This is a genomic window from Flavihumibacter sp. ZG627 (genome assembly GCF_000814325.1).
Classification (GTDB): domain Bacteria; phylum Bacteroidota; class Bacteroidia; order Chitinophagales; family Chitinophagaceae; genus Flavihumibacter.
Genome location: NZ_JPHF01000009.1, coordinates 47,612 through 63,324 on the forward strand (window position 1 = coordinate 47,612; position 15,713 = coordinate 63,324).

The 15,713-nt window shown below is 42.3% G+C and carries 17 protein-coding genes; 14 read left to right on the plus strand and 3 right to left on the minus strand.

What is annotated here, in order from left to right; translation table 11 throughout:
• Positions 1-163 precede the first annotated feature (163 nt).
• The 5 genes from HY58_RS15270 (at position 164) to HY58_RS15290 (ending at position 4,652) form a co-directional block, all read left to right on the plus strand.
• Positions 164-766 carry a YceI family protein gene (locus HY58_RS15270; protein WP_052324189.1) on the plus strand — a complete coding sequence of 201 codons (603 nt, stop codon included), beginning with the start codon at positions 164-166 and terminating at the stop codon, positions 764-766.
• A gap of 44 nt (positions 767-810) precedes the next feature.
• Entirely contained in the window at positions 811-2,166 is a 1,356-nt protein-coding gene (locus tag HY58_RS15275) for a hypothetical protein (protein WP_052324190.1), read from the plus strand.
• Positions 2,167-2,258: 92 nt separating this feature from the next.
• Positions 2,259-2,840: a YceI family protein gene (locus HY58_RS15280; RefSeq protein ID WP_039133887.1), complete on the plus strand. Its 582-nt coding sequence runs from the start codon at positions 2,259-2,261 to the stop codon at positions 2,838-2,840.
• Between the two features lie 15 nt (positions 2,841-2,855).
• A complete protein-coding gene (locus tag HY58_RS15285; RefSeq protein ID WP_039133890.1) occupies positions 2,856-3,278 on the plus strand; it encodes a hypothetical protein in 423 nt (140 codons plus the stop codon).
• 66 nt (positions 3,279-3,344) lie between these two features.
• On the plus strand, positions 3,345-4,652 hold the full coding sequence (locus HY58_RS15290) for an O-acetylhomoserine aminocarboxypropyltransferase/cysteine synthase family protein (RefSeq protein WP_039133894.1): 1,308 nt from the start codon (positions 3,345-3,347) through the stop codon (positions 4,650-4,652).
• Positions 4,653-4,782: 130 nt separating this feature from the next.
• Here the strand turns inward: HY58_RS15290 and HY58_RS15295 are convergent, their stop codons facing one another.
• A complete protein-coding gene (locus tag HY58_RS15295) occupies positions 4,783-5,589 on the minus strand; it encodes a M57 family metalloprotease (protein WP_039133897.1) in 807 nt (268 codons plus the stop codon).
• A 132-nt stretch (positions 5,590-5,721) separates the two neighbouring features.
• Between HY58_RS15295 and HY58_RS15300 the strand changes: the two genes are divergently transcribed.
• Together HY58_RS15300 and HY58_RS15305 are read left to right on the plus strand one after the other, a co-directional pair.
• Positions 5,722-8,577 carry a S8 family peptidase gene (locus HY58_RS15300; RefSeq protein ID WP_172644669.1) on the plus strand — a complete coding sequence of 952 codons (2,856 nt, stop codon included), beginning with the start codon at positions 5,722-5,724 and terminating at the stop codon, positions 8,575-8,577.
• A 195-nt stretch (positions 8,578-8,772) separates the two neighbouring features.
• Positions 8,773-8,976: a hypothetical protein gene (locus HY58_RS15305; RefSeq protein WP_039133902.1), complete on the plus strand. Its 204-nt coding sequence runs from the start codon at positions 8,773-8,775 to the stop codon at positions 8,974-8,976.
• Between the two features lie 5 nt (positions 8,977-8,981).
• Here HY58_RS15305 and HY58_RS15310 read toward each other — a convergent pair whose 3' ends face one another.
• Positions 8,982-9,365 carry an SRPBCC domain-containing protein gene (locus HY58_RS15310; RefSeq protein WP_039133905.1) on the minus strand — a complete coding sequence of 128 codons (384 nt, stop codon included), beginning with the start codon at positions 9,363-9,365 and terminating at the stop codon, positions 8,982-8,984.
• A gap of 172 nt (positions 9,366-9,537) precedes the next feature.
• Between HY58_RS15310 and ric the strand changes: the two genes are divergently transcribed.
• From ric to HY58_RS15340, 6 genes are read left to right on the plus strand one after another with little or no spacing between them, the layout of a single operon-like run.
• On the plus strand, positions 9,538-10,500 hold the full coding sequence (gene ric / locus HY58_RS15315; RefSeq protein WP_039133908.1) for an iron-sulfur cluster repair di-iron protein: 963 nt from the start codon (positions 9,538-9,540) through the stop codon (positions 10,498-10,500).
• A gap of 1 nt (position 10,501) precedes the next feature.
• A complete protein-coding gene (locus tag HY58_RS15320; protein ID WP_039133910.1) occupies positions 10,502-10,960 on the plus strand; it encodes a hypothetical protein in 459 nt (152 codons plus the stop codon).
• Between the two features lie 2 nt (positions 10,961-10,962).
• A complete protein-coding gene (locus HY58_RS15325; RefSeq protein WP_039133914.1) occupies positions 10,963-11,787 on the plus strand; it encodes a DUF2249 domain-containing protein in 825 nt (274 codons plus the stop codon).
• Positions 11,784-13,079 (plus strand): cytochrome c oxidase subunit I, encoded by a 1,296-nt coding sequence (locus HY58_RS15330; protein WP_039133916.1) that lies wholly within the window; start codon positions 11,784-11,786, stop codon positions 13,077-13,079. The genes HY58_RS15325 and HY58_RS15330 overlap by 4 nt, the downstream gene beginning before the upstream one ends.
• Positions 13,076-13,402: a metal-sulfur cluster assembly factor gene (locus HY58_RS15335; protein ID WP_052324191.1), complete on the plus strand. Its 327-nt coding sequence runs from the start codon at positions 13,076-13,078 to the stop codon at positions 13,400-13,402. Before HY58_RS15330 ends, HY58_RS15335 begins: the two co-directional genes overlap by 4 nt.
• A gap of 9 nt (positions 13,403-13,411) precedes the next feature.
• Positions 13,412-13,843, plus strand: coding sequence for an Rrf2 family transcriptional regulator (locus tag HY58_RS15340; RefSeq protein ID WP_039133920.1), 432 nt, complete (start codon positions 13,412-13,414; stop codon positions 13,841-13,843).
• Positions 13,844-13,858: 15 nt separating this feature from the next.
• On the opposite strand, the gene HY58_RS15345 is transcribed toward HY58_RS15340, so the two are convergent.
• Entirely contained in the window at positions 13,859-14,335 is a 477-nt protein-coding gene (locus HY58_RS15345) for a hypothetical protein (protein ID WP_039134122.1), read from the minus strand.
• A gap of 51 nt (positions 14,336-14,386) precedes the next feature.
• Here HY58_RS15345 and HY58_RS15350 point away from each other — a divergent pair, with 51 nt between their 5' ends.
• Entirely contained in the window at positions 14,387-15,709 is a 1,323-nt protein-coding gene (locus HY58_RS15350; protein ID WP_052324192.1) for a DEAD/DEAH box helicase, read from the plus strand.
• Positions 15,710-15,713: the final 4 nt, after the last annotated feature.

Sequence of the window (15,713 nt, forward strand, 5' to 3'; positions counted from 1 at the left end):
TACACAATTAAAACAAAAGCCCCCTGTCATAACCTTATCTAACAATAATCAGGAAATTAAGTGATAACTGTCACATCCTCAGGGGTTGCTTGTCATAACTGGTGGATTAATCTTGGGATAGATTTGTTCCAGCAATTAAGCATTACGAATAAAACGAATTAAAATGAACGCCTTAACAAAAACCCTGATCAGGAAAGCGGTGCTTCCGCTGGGTTTATTTATCACCTCAATGTCGATTTTTTCTTCTGTGAATGGCCAGTCAAGCTACCAGGGATCAATGAGTAAAACAGTGATCGAAGGAACCTCGAATATCCATGACTGGAAGATGGAATCTCAAAAGGGAAAGGTTACCGCAACCGTTACACTGGATGGCGCTAGTGTTAAAGAAATTGGAGCTATTAGTTTTGTACTTCCTGCAGAAAGCCTGAAGAGTGAGCACAACCAGATGGACAAAAACACATATAAAGCCCTTAACACAACGAAAAACCCAAATATCAGTTTTAGCTCAAATTCATCCAGCATTAAACCCAATGGTAATGGCTTCATTATTACTTCAAAGGGTAAGCTGACCATTTCCGGTGTATCAAAAGATGTTGAACTCGTGTCACATGGTAAAATGAATGCCGACAAGAGTATCAGTTTTACCGGTGCGCATACACTGAAGATGACAGACTATAAAGTTCAACCCCCAACCGCAGTGTTCGGAACCATTAAAACCGGCGATGGTATAACAGTAAAATACAATCTCGTATTAAAAGCCCCCTAAACAAAACATACACATACTTTATTAAATTTTTTAAGTAACTACTTATGAAACTTTTATCAGCCAGAAGAGTAAAAATCATAGCCATCGCGGCTCTTCTTTCAGCTCCCATTATAAGCTTTGGCCAGGATACACAAGAAGCAACTAAAGAACCAGGCAAAGAAGTAAAAGAATTCTATGGGCGTCCTTCAAACTGGAGGCCATATGATAAACGTGGTATCAACAGGTTTGAAACTTCTAAAGAAGACAGCATAGCATTTGAAGGACCACGTGTACGTTTTGGTGCAGGTTTTACACAACAGTACCAGAACCTTAACCATGAAAATGCCTCAAAAGGTGAAATTCCTCTTTATCAAATGGGCCCTGGCTTCAACCTTGCGCAAGCCAACCTTAATATTGACTTTCAACTGGCAGATGGTATCCGGGTTGCTCTTGAAAATTATATGTCATCACGTCACCACAATGAATTCTGGGTTAAGGGTGGTTATATCCAGTTCGACAAGCTGCCTTTCAAAGGTAAGTTCTGGAGTGACTTGATGGATATCACTACAATCAAGATCGGTCACTTTGAGATCAACTATGGTGATCAGCATTTCCGCAGAACAGATGGTGGTAATGCAATCTATAACCCTTTCATCGAGAACCTTATAGTTGATGCGTTCTCTACGGAGATCGGTGCAGAAGTTTACCTGAAGAAGAATGGTTGGTTCGGTATGGTGGGTGTTACCAACGGTACCATCAACTCATCCATCAACAAGCAGGCAACTGATATTGATGATAATTCTAAAAAATTTCCTGCCCTTTTCCTGAAAGGTGGATTTGACAAGCAGGTAACTGAAGATTTCAGATTGCGTGGTAGTGGTTCATATTATATAAACAACAGGAGTCAGCGTAACGTTCTCTATGCAGGTGACCGTACAGGTTCAAACTACTGGGCTGTTATGGAAGCAAAAGGTGCTGACCTGAAAGCTAAATTCAGTTCTGGTCGTTTCGCTCCTGGTTTCACCAGAAATGTACGCGCCATCATGCTGAACGGATTTGGTAAATACAAAGGACTGGAACTGTTTGGTACTTATGAAACTGCAAAAGGCAATGCTGCAACTGCTGCTGACCCTGATAAGCGTAAAATGAACCAGACTGCCCTTGATGTTATCTACCGCATAGGCAAGAGCGAGAATGTTTTCCTCGGTGCAAGATTCAACAATGTAAGTTCAGAACTTCCAGGATATGATGATAATGTGAAGATCAATCGTACCGCTTTCGGTGGTGGTTGGTTCCTGACTAAGAACATCCTGTTGAAAGGTGAGATCGTTAACCAGAAGTACAAAGGTTGGAAAGAAGGAGATATTCTGGACGGTGGTAAATTCAATGGATATGTAATTGAAGCAGTAATCGGATTCTAATATTTTCTCTGATGTGTGTTTGGAAAAATGCCGGGTAGTAGAATCACCCGGCATTTCCTATTTTTAACAGGTACATTCAACAAGACAAGTTAATGTCAAATCTTCTTTTCATATTGTTCCACTTATTCTTCACTCCGGAATCAAAGCCGGTTGCAGAAAGATGGATCATTGACAAGAATAGTGTATTTACCATTGAGGGAAAATCGAATGTTGCTCCTTTTAAATGCCAGACCGTTCAATATCTCAATCGCGATACTATAACCATATTTCGGGATAACAATCCGAATACGGCATTCACATTTGGAGGCGGACTTAAAGTAATGATCCGCTGGTTTGATTGTGAGCAGCAGGTGATGACAAAGGAAATGTGGCGGACGCTTCGTGAAAAGGAAAAGCCGGAGATGAAAATCAACCTGATCCAGGTAGGCAGGTTTAAAAAAAGTGGCGAAAAAGTATTGGGAGTGGTGGAAGTGGAACTGGCAGGTGTGACTAAGCGATTTGAGATCCTTTTTGAGGTGGGTAATCCATCGCCCAATAACCTTAGTTTTTCCGGAATCAGGAAGCTCAGTTTTTCCGATTTCAGGTTAAAGCCTCCAAATAAACTTGCGGGATTAATAAAAGTAGAGGAAGATATAATGGTAAAATTCAAAATAAGCCTTCGGGCGGCCGGTTAATAAACACCCATAGTCATGTTCAAACTACACTGGAAAAAAGTACTGATATCACTTGCAATTTCTTCCATTGCATTGCTGGTGATGAGTTTTGTAATGTTGAAACTCTCAATTTATTTATTCCCGGGTGTAACGATGGAATACCTCAGCCCGGTTTTTCGTCCGGCCGGCAGGATGGACTGGCTCTATTATGGCCACCCCATTGTAATTAGCATTGCGCTGCTCTGGTTCTGGGAACGGTATAAGGAAATATTTACAGGCCCCTGCTTATTGAGGGCCTTCGAAGTGGCGCTGGTATATGGCATTGTAGCCCTGATCCCGGTTCTGTGGTTGACTTTCAGTGCCATAGATGTTTCTGTAAGGATGATCCTTACCTGGTTGCTTTACGGTTTTATCCAGGCATTTGTAGCTGGTTTTGTATTTGCCAAACTCGACTGTTGATATTTTTCCTACTATATTTGTAGACATTGATCCTCCCTTCTACAAATCAAGCAAAATCAATTTCAGATGTCAAAGCAAAATTTACGTTTTGAGACACTGCAGGTACATGCAGGACAGGTACCAGACCCGGTAACCAAATCGAGGACAGTTCCAATTTACCAGACCAGTTCATATGTGTTTGACAGTTCTGAACATGCGGCAAACCTATTTGGCCTTCGCGAGTTTGGTAATATTTATACGCGTCTGATGAACCCCACTACTGATGTGTTTGAAAAACGGGTAGCGGCGCTTGAGGGAGGTGTTGCCGGCCTGGCCATGGCATCGGGACAATCGGCGCAGTTCATTGCATTACAGAACATACTTCTGCAGGGCGATAATATTGTTTCTTCCTCTTATCTATATGGTGGAACCTATAACCAGTTCAAGGTAACCTTCAAGCGGTTAGGCTTTGAGGTTAGGTTTGCCAATGGAGATGATCCTGCTGACTTTGAAAGCAAGATCGATGCGCGAACCAAAGCACTATACGTTGAAACCATAGGCAACCCTGGTTTCAGTATTCCTGACTTTGAGAAATTATCTGACATCGCTAAGAAGAATAATATTCCACTTATTGTTGACAACACTTTTGGCGCAGCAGGTTTTCTCTGCCGGCCGATAGATTTCGGCGCAAATGTGATTGTTGAATCTGCCACTAAATGGATTGGCGGTCATGGCAACAGTATCGGGGGAATCATAATTGATGGTGGAAACTTCAACTGGGGTAATGGCAAATTCCCATATTTCACAGAGCCTGATGAAGCTTATCATGGTATGAAGTTCTGGGACATATTTGGAACGGATGGACCATTTGGAAACATCGCCTTTATAATTCGTGCAAGGGTAACGGGGCTCCGCAGTATAGGACCGGCTGTAAGTCCATTCAATTCATTTCTTTTCCTGCAGGGACTGGAAACGCTAAGCCTTCGTGTACAACGAACTGTTGACAATGCATTGGAACTTGCTGAATGGCTTGAGAAACATCCGCAGGTGGAGTATGTGAATTATCCCGGATTGAAGAGCAGTAAATACCATGAATTGGCTAAAAAATACCTGAGAAATGGATTTGGCGGAGTATTGTCGTTTAAGATCAAGGGAGGAAAAGATGCGGCGGACAAATTCGTAAATAACCTGGAGCTTATAAGTCATCTGGCAAATGTGGGAGATGCAAAAACGCTAATAATTCACCCGGCTACTACTACACACGAACAATTGACTGAGGCGGAGCAGAAATCGGCTGGTGTGGAGCCGGGACTGCTACGAATTTCCTTAGGAATTGAGCATATTGAAGATATTAAGGATGATATAGAATCTGCTTTTAAAACCGCAGGTGCTTAAGAGTTTGCAATTGGAATGATTTCGCTTACAATAATGCGTTAACATATGAAAGATTCCGGTGATTTACCTGAACCTTTTCTATAAAAAAAGCCGGCTAAAGGAGCCGGCCTGGTAAATAAGCTTAGGGATATTAATAGAGATAACTGAGTGCAATTATGTCGTTGTTATTAAATGGACGATCTACGCCTTTACCAATACAAGCCAGCATCCATGACTTTGGATCCTGATCTGTTGGTGTGCCTGGAATGTGTATCGCCCCCACTGTAGAAGCACCTTCATTAGAGGGACCACCACCGCAACTATAAGAACGGTCCATATAATCTGTGTGACGGAAGCCGATGCAATGGCCTATTTCATGAGCAAGCACACTCACTAATGTGCCGCCATCCCATCCATTACGGTCCATATACCAGTTATTTACTAAAATTGAATTATGCGGATTTCCCTGTGCAGTTGGGAACCCTGCTGATGCCAAGTACTGAGCACTTCGTGGTGCTGACTTAATAACTATGTTTCCTCCACTGGCAACACGCTGAAAAGTAATTTGCAAATTTTCACCATTATACCTTAAAATAGCTTGATCTGTTGCATTTACATATTTGGAACTTAATTTGGAATCAACCGAAACAGTGATTACTCTTGGTAAGCCCGTAACGAGATTAGTAGTGCGGTACTGCTCCGATTCACCAACGCGAACAATTGCACCAGTAAGGCTGCGGTTCAACTCGTTGGATGGAATGAAAATATCACCCTCAACAACATAGCCACCTTCAGCAGCCATAATATTATGGGTAGAAAAACCAAGTTTACTGATGCTGGCTACAACTTCATCAGTAACTTCCAGCTGTTGTGTTTCGTTGACAGCTTCTTTTTTACAGGAAACAAAAACCATCATCAGTAACGCAACCGATGATATGGTACGAAAATGCTTTAACATGTGTGTTGGTTTAAATAGTTGGAAAGTGGATAAATTCCGGAAAGCTTATTTTCCGCCATTAAACTAATATTATTTTTACTGATATTCCAAATCTAATATGCAACAATGTTGCGTCGAATAGTAAACAGATCCATGGCTTTAAAATTTTCATCCCGGGCTTACCCGCTCATGTTCTTATTGGTTTTCAACTGTTTCCCTACTTTGGCACAGAAGAAGAAACCCGATACAACCCTTCTAGCTCCTTATTTAAAAATAGCTGAGGGCTCGAAAAATACCCAGCTAACTGATTCAGATACGGAATATTTTGCTGTGGTGTCATCCCAGCTTCCCGGTGAAGTAACAGTACTTCGTCAGCTAGCCCATGATATTTTTATAATATCTATCAGCAGCCAGGCAAAATACGCCCAGCTAAAAGAAAACGCAAGATTGGTGTTTCCGGTTAACGACAACTGGAAAATGAGTCCACCGCTGCTTGAGCGCTTTCTTCAAAATTCAAAGGAGAATTATAATAATAGGTTATTGCTCAGGGTTAGCGATACGGCTGCATTCAGAGACAGATACCTGCAACCAGTTTCAAATGGTATAAAGCTTATTAAAATTTTCGGGAATGCAATAGTATTAGTCGCTCCATTCCGGTGGATCCGTGAGCAGGCACTCTCCGATGCCAATATAACCTTCATCTCTATTGCAGACCATCCCCATGCCGAAAGAGAGCTTACAGGATTTGATCTCTCTGCCAACAGGGTAAATACCTTGCATCGATACCGTCCCGATCTAAACGGCAATGGCTTTATCGCGTCCATTAAGGAAAATCTAATGGATACCGCTGACCTTGATCTTGTCAATCGTTTTGTAGCAAGTGAGGGAACCGCAACAACACCCTCCACCCATGCCACCAACATGACCACCATTGTAGCAGGTGCCGGAAACAGTTTCTATACCGGGAAAGGTGTGGCATGGGCTGCGGGTTATAGTTCTTCAGATTTTGTGAATCTGTTACCTGACAATAACAATTCTATACAGCAAACTGGCATTACTGTCCAGAATCATTCCTATGGCACAGGCATTGAGAACTATTATGGTGCCGACGCTGCTGCATATGACCAGCAATCTGTTTCGATTCCCTGGTTGCAACATGTTTTCTCCGCAGGAAATTCAGGGAACAGCAGCTCTTCAACAGGAATATACGCAGGCATTGCCGGCTATGCAAATCTTACAGGCAGCTTCAAAATGAGTAAAAACAGTATCAGCATTGGTGCCATGGATTCAAGTGGTAATGTGCTTATGCAGAGTTCAAAAGGTCCGGCACATGACGGACGCATTAAACCTGAACTTGTTGCGTTTGGGGAAGATGGAAGTTCTGGCGCCGCAGCAATTGTATCGGGATTATCCATTCTGCTTCAGCAGGAATATGCTAAGCGTAAGGGTGAGTTGCCGCCTTCCTCTTTAACACGATCCATATTATTCAATAGTGCGGATGATGTTGGAGCACCCGGCATAGACTACCGTTCCGGGTTTGGAAGCGTAAATGCACTAAAGGCGATCAGCATTCTGGAGGATGAGAAATATTTCCTGGGAACTGTTGCAAAGAATGGTGTATCGGCACATACAATCACCGTTCCTGCCAATGCAATGAACCTGAAGCTTACGCTTAGCTGGACAGACCCTGCCGCAGCAGAAAACACATCACATGCGTTGGTGAATGATCTGGATCTTGAATTGATAAATATTGCTTCGGGGCAATTGTGGCAGTCGTGGGTTTTAAGCACCGCACCAAAAATTGATTCATTGGAGCGCGCCGCAATAAGGGGTCGTGATAGTGTAAACAATTCAGAGCAGGTATCACTGCCGTTACCTCCTGCCGGTAGTTACCAGATTAGGATAAGCGGGCACTCGCTTTTAACTTCGTCACAGGATTATGCACTTTCGTGGAACCATGATACAACTGGTTCTTTCCTCTTCACATATCCTGTACGTGGCGATAACCTCACAAGTGGTGCAAGAAACAGGATCAGATGGGAATCATCTATTCAGGGAAGTGGCCAACTTGAATATAGTTTTGATGGCGGGGAACAGTGGATAAGGATTGGGGATAATATACCAATAAACACTGGAGAATTTTTCTTTGAAGCGCCGGCTCTTTATCGGAGTATTCTGTTAAGGATGACGGCTGGAGTTGAAGCATATTATTCAGACACGGTTGGTCTTTCAAGAGAACTCCATATAAATACAGGCTTTAATTGTGCAGATTCATTTATGATACACTGGCAAAAAGCACCTGATATTCAGCAATACCAATTGTTCCGGCTGGAGGGAAGGTATATGCAGCCCTTCAGGGTGGTAAATGATAGTTTTCTGGTATTACCCAAAATCAATAATCCCGCTGAATATTATACTATAGCTCCTATTCTACCTTATGGAATCGTTGGAAGAAGAGCTTATACATTAAACTATAAGAACCAGTTGCTGGAATGTTACCTGCGATCCTTTCTAGCCATTGCATCCGAGCCTGGGGAAGCAATAATAAGTTTTTCGCTTGGAAGCGTTTATGGAGTCCGACAAATTCTGGTACAAAGATTTGATGGCAATGATTTCATAACCATTTTTGATCCGGGGACTAATTTTCTATCTGATAACAGGTTTTTTGTTCCAGCCAGTGATGGTGTAAATCTTTATCGGGGCGTGATAATAACCGATGATGGGCAGCAGTTCTATACTAATACGGAAACTGTTTACCAATTCAGTGAGAAACCCCTGTTCCTATTCCCGAATCCGGTAAGGAGAGGACAACCATTACGCATTCTTACAGATATAATTGATGAGTTGGAATTGACTCTCTATGATGTACAGGGAAGAATTTGTAAACAGATAAGATTAACAGAGAGGATACAGGATATCAATACAGCCGGATTATCTGCAGGGATCTATTTTTACCATATCCATGGGGGAAATATAATGCAACGAACTGGCAAGATCGTGATACAATGATTTGATAAGGTTATAAAGGAAAGGGAAACAGCAGTGCTGCTCTCTTTGAAGTTTTTGGTAAGGATCAGATTGAGGAGGCTGCCTTGCACCACATGTACCTCGCCGCAAGGTTGCCGATAACTGTTGCAGGAGCCCTTTTGCCCGATGCACATTCGGGTTATGGACTTCCAATTGGTGGAGTACTAAAGTAAAGCCATGACAATTATCGACAGGAATGAAATGGATAATACACACAAAGTTACATTGATCGGAGGGGGACTGGATGAAGTACCTCATGCCTATAAGAATAAAGAAATGATGATGCAAAGCCAGCATCAATTAGTGGATATTGTTGGAAAGTTTATTCCTACTATTGTTCGTATGGATGGCGATCCAATTATAGGGGGAAAACGGAAATAGATCGCCTAATGGGTATAAAATTCCAACAGCGCGGCAAAATAAACATCTGTCCAACCTTCTGTAATATCGTCATAAGCCTCATCGGGGATATTGGTATGCTTAAGTTCTACTGAACTGCCTTGCGCATGCTCATGTAATTTTATTGTTACTATCGAAGGGGGCTCTTCTTCTTCGCCGAAATACCACTGCTGAATAATCTTCTTTCCTTCCTCAAACTCAAGGTTTTTGCCGGCAATATTATCATCCCACATGGAAAATTCTGATCCGGGCTCGGTAGTCATGATTGCCGGTGCGCCGGTCCACAGCTGGATAGTGGCCGGATTTGTCAATGCAGCATACAGCTCCACCGGTGATGCCGGGATGATATAATACTTTTTGAAGTCTTTCATGGTGGGAAATTACTAATTCCTGTGATTGGAGCACGTGGAATTGTTCTGAGTAATAGCTTACCTCCACCAATGTCATATGGAAGTAAAATAATACAGTATAAAAGTACTTTATTACTTTTATTAAAGAATATTTCTTACTTTTGACCCTGAATAAATCATTAAAATATTCGATATGCAAACGCTCGAAGAAAACATCCTTAACGTAACAGAACTTGAACCAAGGCAAAAACATCCAACCATATTTTTGAGGTTTGATGAACTGGAGCCGGGAGAATCTTTAACCATTCATAATGATCATGACCCCAAACCTTTATACTATCAGTTACTGGGAGAAAGAGGCAACTGCTTTAATTGGGAATATCTTGAGCAAGGCCCAGAGTGGTGGAAGGTTAGAATAAGTAAGCGTAGGAATGATGAGGGTGAGGAAACCCTTGGAGAGATCGCGACAAAAGATCTGCGTAAGGCCCAGATATTCAAAAAATACGGACTTGATTTCTGTTGTGGTGGCAAGAAGACAGTGAAAGAAGCCTGCGCCGAGAAAGGCCTGGATGTAACAAGAATTGAACAGGAATTGCAGGCAGCAGACCAGAACCTTGCCACATCACGGCCATTGCCTTATAATGACTGGTCAATTGATTTCCTGGCAGATTATATTGTAAACACGCACCATTCCTATGTCGTTAAAACCCTTCCGGATTTAAGGACCTATGCTGCCAAAGTTGCAAGGGTTCATGGAAGCCGGCATCCTGAATTGCTGGCAATTCATACCCTTGTTGAGGAGATTAATGCTGAGCTCACATCGCATATGATAAAGGAGGAGAAAGTACTGTTCCCATATATAAAAGAACTTGTTGCTGAAAGTAAGAGTGCCGCCTCGCCAGCGCCGTCACCATTCACTACAGTTCAGCAGCCAATAAACATGATGGAAATGGAACATGAAGCAGTTGGTCATAACCTTGAGCAGATTAGAGAACTTAGCAGGAATTATACTCTTCCTGAAGACGCCTGTGCGAGTTACAGTCTTCTCTATCGTTTGCTGGAAGAGTTTGAGGATGACCTGCATACCCATGTTCATCTCGAGAATAATATTCTTTTCCCCAAAGCATTAAAACTGGAAAAAGAATTAAAATATTAAAATGATAACTCCTGGAAAACGCCAACAATGGCTGCTGCTGATCTTCATGATCACAGCAGCCTTTTGCTTCTCCTGCAACAATTCTCCTTCACATGAAACAGAGGTTCATAATGCCGTCATACCCGAACTCACACTAAACAATGGAGTAAAATGGAATTCAGATGATAGCACCAATTCAAATGTTACCAGCCTCCAAAGGATACTTGACCGTTACCCCGCCAATGAAACCACTACCTTAGTTACCTACGAGGAAGCTGCAACAGAATTGCAGGAGGGGGTTAATCAACTGGTTAAACAGTGCAAAATGAAAGGGCCTGATCACGATGCCCTGCATGCATGGCTTGAGCCATTCATGGGTGAGGTGAAGGCATTGAAAGCATCCGCAACAACTGAAGAAAGCGCAAAACATTTGGAGACGCTCAGAAAATATGCGACCCTTTACCCACAATACTTTGAATAACCATGGTCATAAATGCGGATACAAAAATTGCAAGCATCCTGAAACACCATGAGGATGCCCTGGAAACAATTATCAGTATCAGTCCGGCGTTCCAGAAATTGCGCAACCCTTTGCTGCGTAAGCTGATGGCTGGCCGAACAAGTATTGCCATGGCCTGTAAGCTAGGAGGGTGTACGGTTGAGTTTTTCCTGGAAAAAATGAAACCACTTGGCTTTGAGGGCGGGGAAGTTAGCAACAAGCCGCAAAAGGATCTTTCTATGAAAGAAGATAATGAATCGCGTGAATATTTAAAAACCCTGGGGCAAGACCAGATAGTTCAGCTTGATGTGCGTGCTATGCTAGCCGGGGGAACTGATCCACTGGAGAAAATCATGGCTAGCATAGCTGCACTTAAGAAACACCAGGTTCTACTGATCATTAATAGTTTCGAACCCACCCCGTTAATAAAGCTACTTAACAAAAAGGGCTTTAGTTCATATGTAGAAACAGTGGATGCATCAGAAATTCATACCTGGTTCATCCCCCAAAATCTGATACATCCAAGGCCTGAACCGATCAAAACAGAGGATTCGGGTTGGGAGGAGTTGATATCCTTTTTTGAAGGCAGGATAAGATTTGTGGATGTGCGTCAACTCGAAATGCCTCAGCCAATGCACACCATCCTCGGAGCACTTGAATCACTTCCCCCCGGTGATGCGTTGTATGTTTACCACAAACGTATCCCCGTTTTCCTTTTACCTGAATTATCAGAAAGAGGATTTGATTACCGTACAAAAACGCTGAATCAACAGGAAGTGCATCTCCTGATATTCAGGGAATCTTTATGATAACAGGCATCCATACAATCCACAAGCCCACTTCGTCAAAGGTCGTCTTGCCATTCTATGCGTATGCAGCTTTGTCATTACTGGTATCCACATTGCTTCTTTGTAATTCGCCGGAGGCGTTTACAGGGCATCATTTCAATCCCCGGACCCTTGCCATTACACATGCAATGGCATTGGGCTGGGGAACGATGATGATATTGGGAGCCAGCCACCAACTCGTTCCGGTTCTTACTGAATCGCCGCTTTACAGCCACAAACTGGCCGTAGTGAGTTTCTATCTGGCAGCAATTGGCATTCCACTTATTGTATACGGCTTCTTTGCATTTGAACTGGGCTGGCCTGCACTAGCCGGGGGCATTTTGGTTAATGCATCTATAGCAGTTTATGTTTTCAATCTTGTGTCAGGTATCAATGGCAGCAAAAAGGAGAACATACATGCCATATTTATGTTAACTGCTGCACTATGGTTGTTTGCCACAACTATAATAGGACTATTGCTTGTCATTAATTTTACGAGTCCCATTCTTCCAAAAGATTCATTACATTATCTTTCGCTGCATGCGCATCTCGGAATAGTTGGCTGGTTTCTTCTGCTTGTAATTGGCGTAGCATCAAGATTGCTTCCGATGTTCCTGATTTCCAAATACAGTAATAACCGGTTGCTATGGATAATTTTTGGCGCAATAAATATCGCACTTATCAGCTTTGTTTTTGTTCATCTAAATAACTTTAGCAATGTGTATTTTTTCATCCCCGGGATTGCGCTGGCACTGAGTTTGGCCTCATTTGCCTACTATTGCCGGATGGCATTCATACATAGGATCAGGAAGGCAGTTGATGAACCCATGAAAATATCGCTGCTCTCCGTATTGATGATGTTGTTGCCGGTATTATTTCTGTTATGTCTTCCATTTCTGCTGGTAACGGGTGAAGCACCAAACAGGATCATTATGGCTTATGGGGTTTCCATCTTCTTCGGATGGCTTACTGCTATCATTTTCGGCATGACATTTAAAACTGTCCCATTTATAGTATGGAACAAATTTTATCATTCGCGTTCGGGGATGGGTAAAACACCAAACCCCAAGGATCTATTTAGTGTACCTGTATTCAATGGGATGGGTATTTTTTATCTCTTTGGTTTTGTGGGGTTTATAACAGGTATTCTTTTTATAAATACAATTCTCATTCGGATCTCAGCCATTTCATTATTATTGGCAGCGGTACTTTACAATTGGAATGTATTTCATTTACTTTTTCATAACCCTAACAGAGGAAAGCCTGCTATATGAATATCATTTCCAATAACCACATGAAGGCCACCATTGCGCTTGCCGCGCTGGAAGCAGTGATCGATCCGGAGATTGGGTTAAACGTTGTAGATCTGGGTCTGATATACCAGATCGATTTCAGCGAGGAGGATAAAGAAATTTTTGTTTCTATGACACTCACCACGCAGTTTTGTCCGATGGGAGAATCCATTACAGATGGGGTAAAGCAATGCCTGGAAACAACTTTTGGTGATATGCAGGTAAAGGTGAACCTGGTTTTTGACCCACCCTGGAATTATGAAAGGATCTCTGATTCAGGAAAAGCATTTCTAAACAGACCATAACCACAATCAATGCTCACAAATACCTGTAAGACTGCGATCAAGGCAGTAATTTACCTGGCAGCACGTTTTGAAACGGGGGAAAAATCGGGTATCCGGGAGATTGCCGAACATATTGATGCCAGCGAACATACGGTGGGCAAAATGCTTCAGACACTGGTAAGACAGGGTGTGATAAATAGTGTGAAAGGTCCAACCGGCGGCTTCTTCATAAGCAAACAGCAACGCAACCAACCCATCATCAATATTGTTGAGGCCATTGATGGGCGACAAATATTTACCGGCTGTGGATTAGGACTAACTAAATGTTCTGCTGCACATCCCTGTCCCATTCACGATGAATACAAAGCAGCACGAGATCTTTATGAGAAAATTTTCAGGTCTAATCGTATTGCTGATCTTTGCGATCCTGTAACAAACGGACTGGCATATCTCACAGGCTGATCAAATCATTACCTATTATCCCTCCAATAATTTCAGCTCACGCCTTAGTTCAAACTGAAGGTCTTCATGCAGGCTATTGATCAGTTTCCCTATTTTTTTAAGTTGTGACTGAAAGATATTTTCGAGTACTGCATATTTTTTTAAGGGTAGACCCATATCTTTCATCAGGCGGCAATATGTTATCAGTAACTCCGCCTCAGCTCCTTTATCTCCAATATAACGGGCTTGCTTACTGGTTTCACGCAGAATTTTTCGCAATGTTTTTTTTGCATAATACACATGAGAGCTATTAATTTCTGAAAACGAATCTGCCATTTCTGCCTTTAGCTCAGCAAGGTAACTGTTAAGATTATCGGCTTCAAAAAGCAAATAGGTCAGCAATTCTTTATTTTCCTTTTTGAAACGGGCGAGGCGGAGACAAAGCTCCGACACCTTTGCGGGTGGAAGCGCTTGCAGTGTATCTTTTATTTCGTGGATTGAAGCTGGTTTCATCATTTAGACGGCACTTACAAGGTAACTTTCCTATTACGTACCTTTGGCCCGATGCAAAATACACACTATTCACTCCCGAAGATACTTAGCGCCTTTAAGATTGAGGCGCTTAATGATATGCAGATCGCTTCCATTGAAGCAAATAAAGCACATGATAACGTTCTGCTGCTTTCCGCTACAGGTTCCGGAAAAACACTGGCTTACCTGTTACCAATCCTTGAACTACTGGATAACTCAAAGAAAACTACACAAGCTTTAATAATCGTGCCTTCCCGTGAACTGGCCTTGCAGATTGACCAGGTATTCCGCACTATGAGTACGGGTTATAAAGTAACCTGCTGCTATGGCGGTCATCTTCGTGAAACGGAGGAGAATAATCTTGTGGAGGCACCAGCGCTTATCATCGGAACACCTGGCAGGCTTGCGGATCATATTCGCAGGGGCAATATCACTGCCGATACTATTGAGACACTGGTACTTGATGAATTTGACAAATCACTTGAGTTTGGGTTTGAAGAAGAGATGTCTTTTGTGGTGGGATCATTACCCGCCATAAAGAAACGTATCCTGGTTTCTGCAACCGATTCGGATGAAATGCCAAAATTCATCAATATGAAGGAAGCGGTTAAACTAAACTTCCTGACTGGTGAAGTACCTGAAATGCTGGCATACCAATACGTAAAAAGTGATGATAATGATAAATTGCAGACTTTGTTCCATTTGCTTTGCTTTGTAGGCAACCGTTCAGCGATCATCTTCTGCAACTACCGTGATGCCGTGGAAAGGGTTAGCAATTATCTAAAGGAACAGGGTATTGTTAATGTTTATTATCATGGTGCACTGGAACAGCCCGACAGGGATGCTGCTATAAATAAATTCCGTAATGGGAGTTCTAATGTACTGGTGACCACTGACCTTGCATCAAGAGGATTGGATATTCCAAACATCAGATATATTATCCATTACCACCTTCCTGATAAAGAAGAGACATTTACGCACCGAAATGGACGTACGGCCAGGCAAGAAGCCAGCGGAACCGTTATACTTATTGTTTCACCCGAAGAAGAAATACCAGAATATGTGGATCCGAATATTCTGGAAATAGAATTGCCGGAAAAACAGGATCTACCGGAAAAACCTAAATGGACAACCTTTTACTTTTCTGCGGGAAAGAAAAATAAGATAAATAAGGTGGACCTGGTTGGCTTTCTTACGCAAAAGGGGGAGCTGAAAAAAGAAGATATCGGGTTGATAGAAGTGAAGGACTTCACCTCTTATGTTGCCATCAGAAAATCCAAAGCAAGCCATACCCTTAATCTTATCAAAGACCATAAGGTGAAGGGACAGAAAGTTAAGATCGAGGTTGCGAAGTAATATA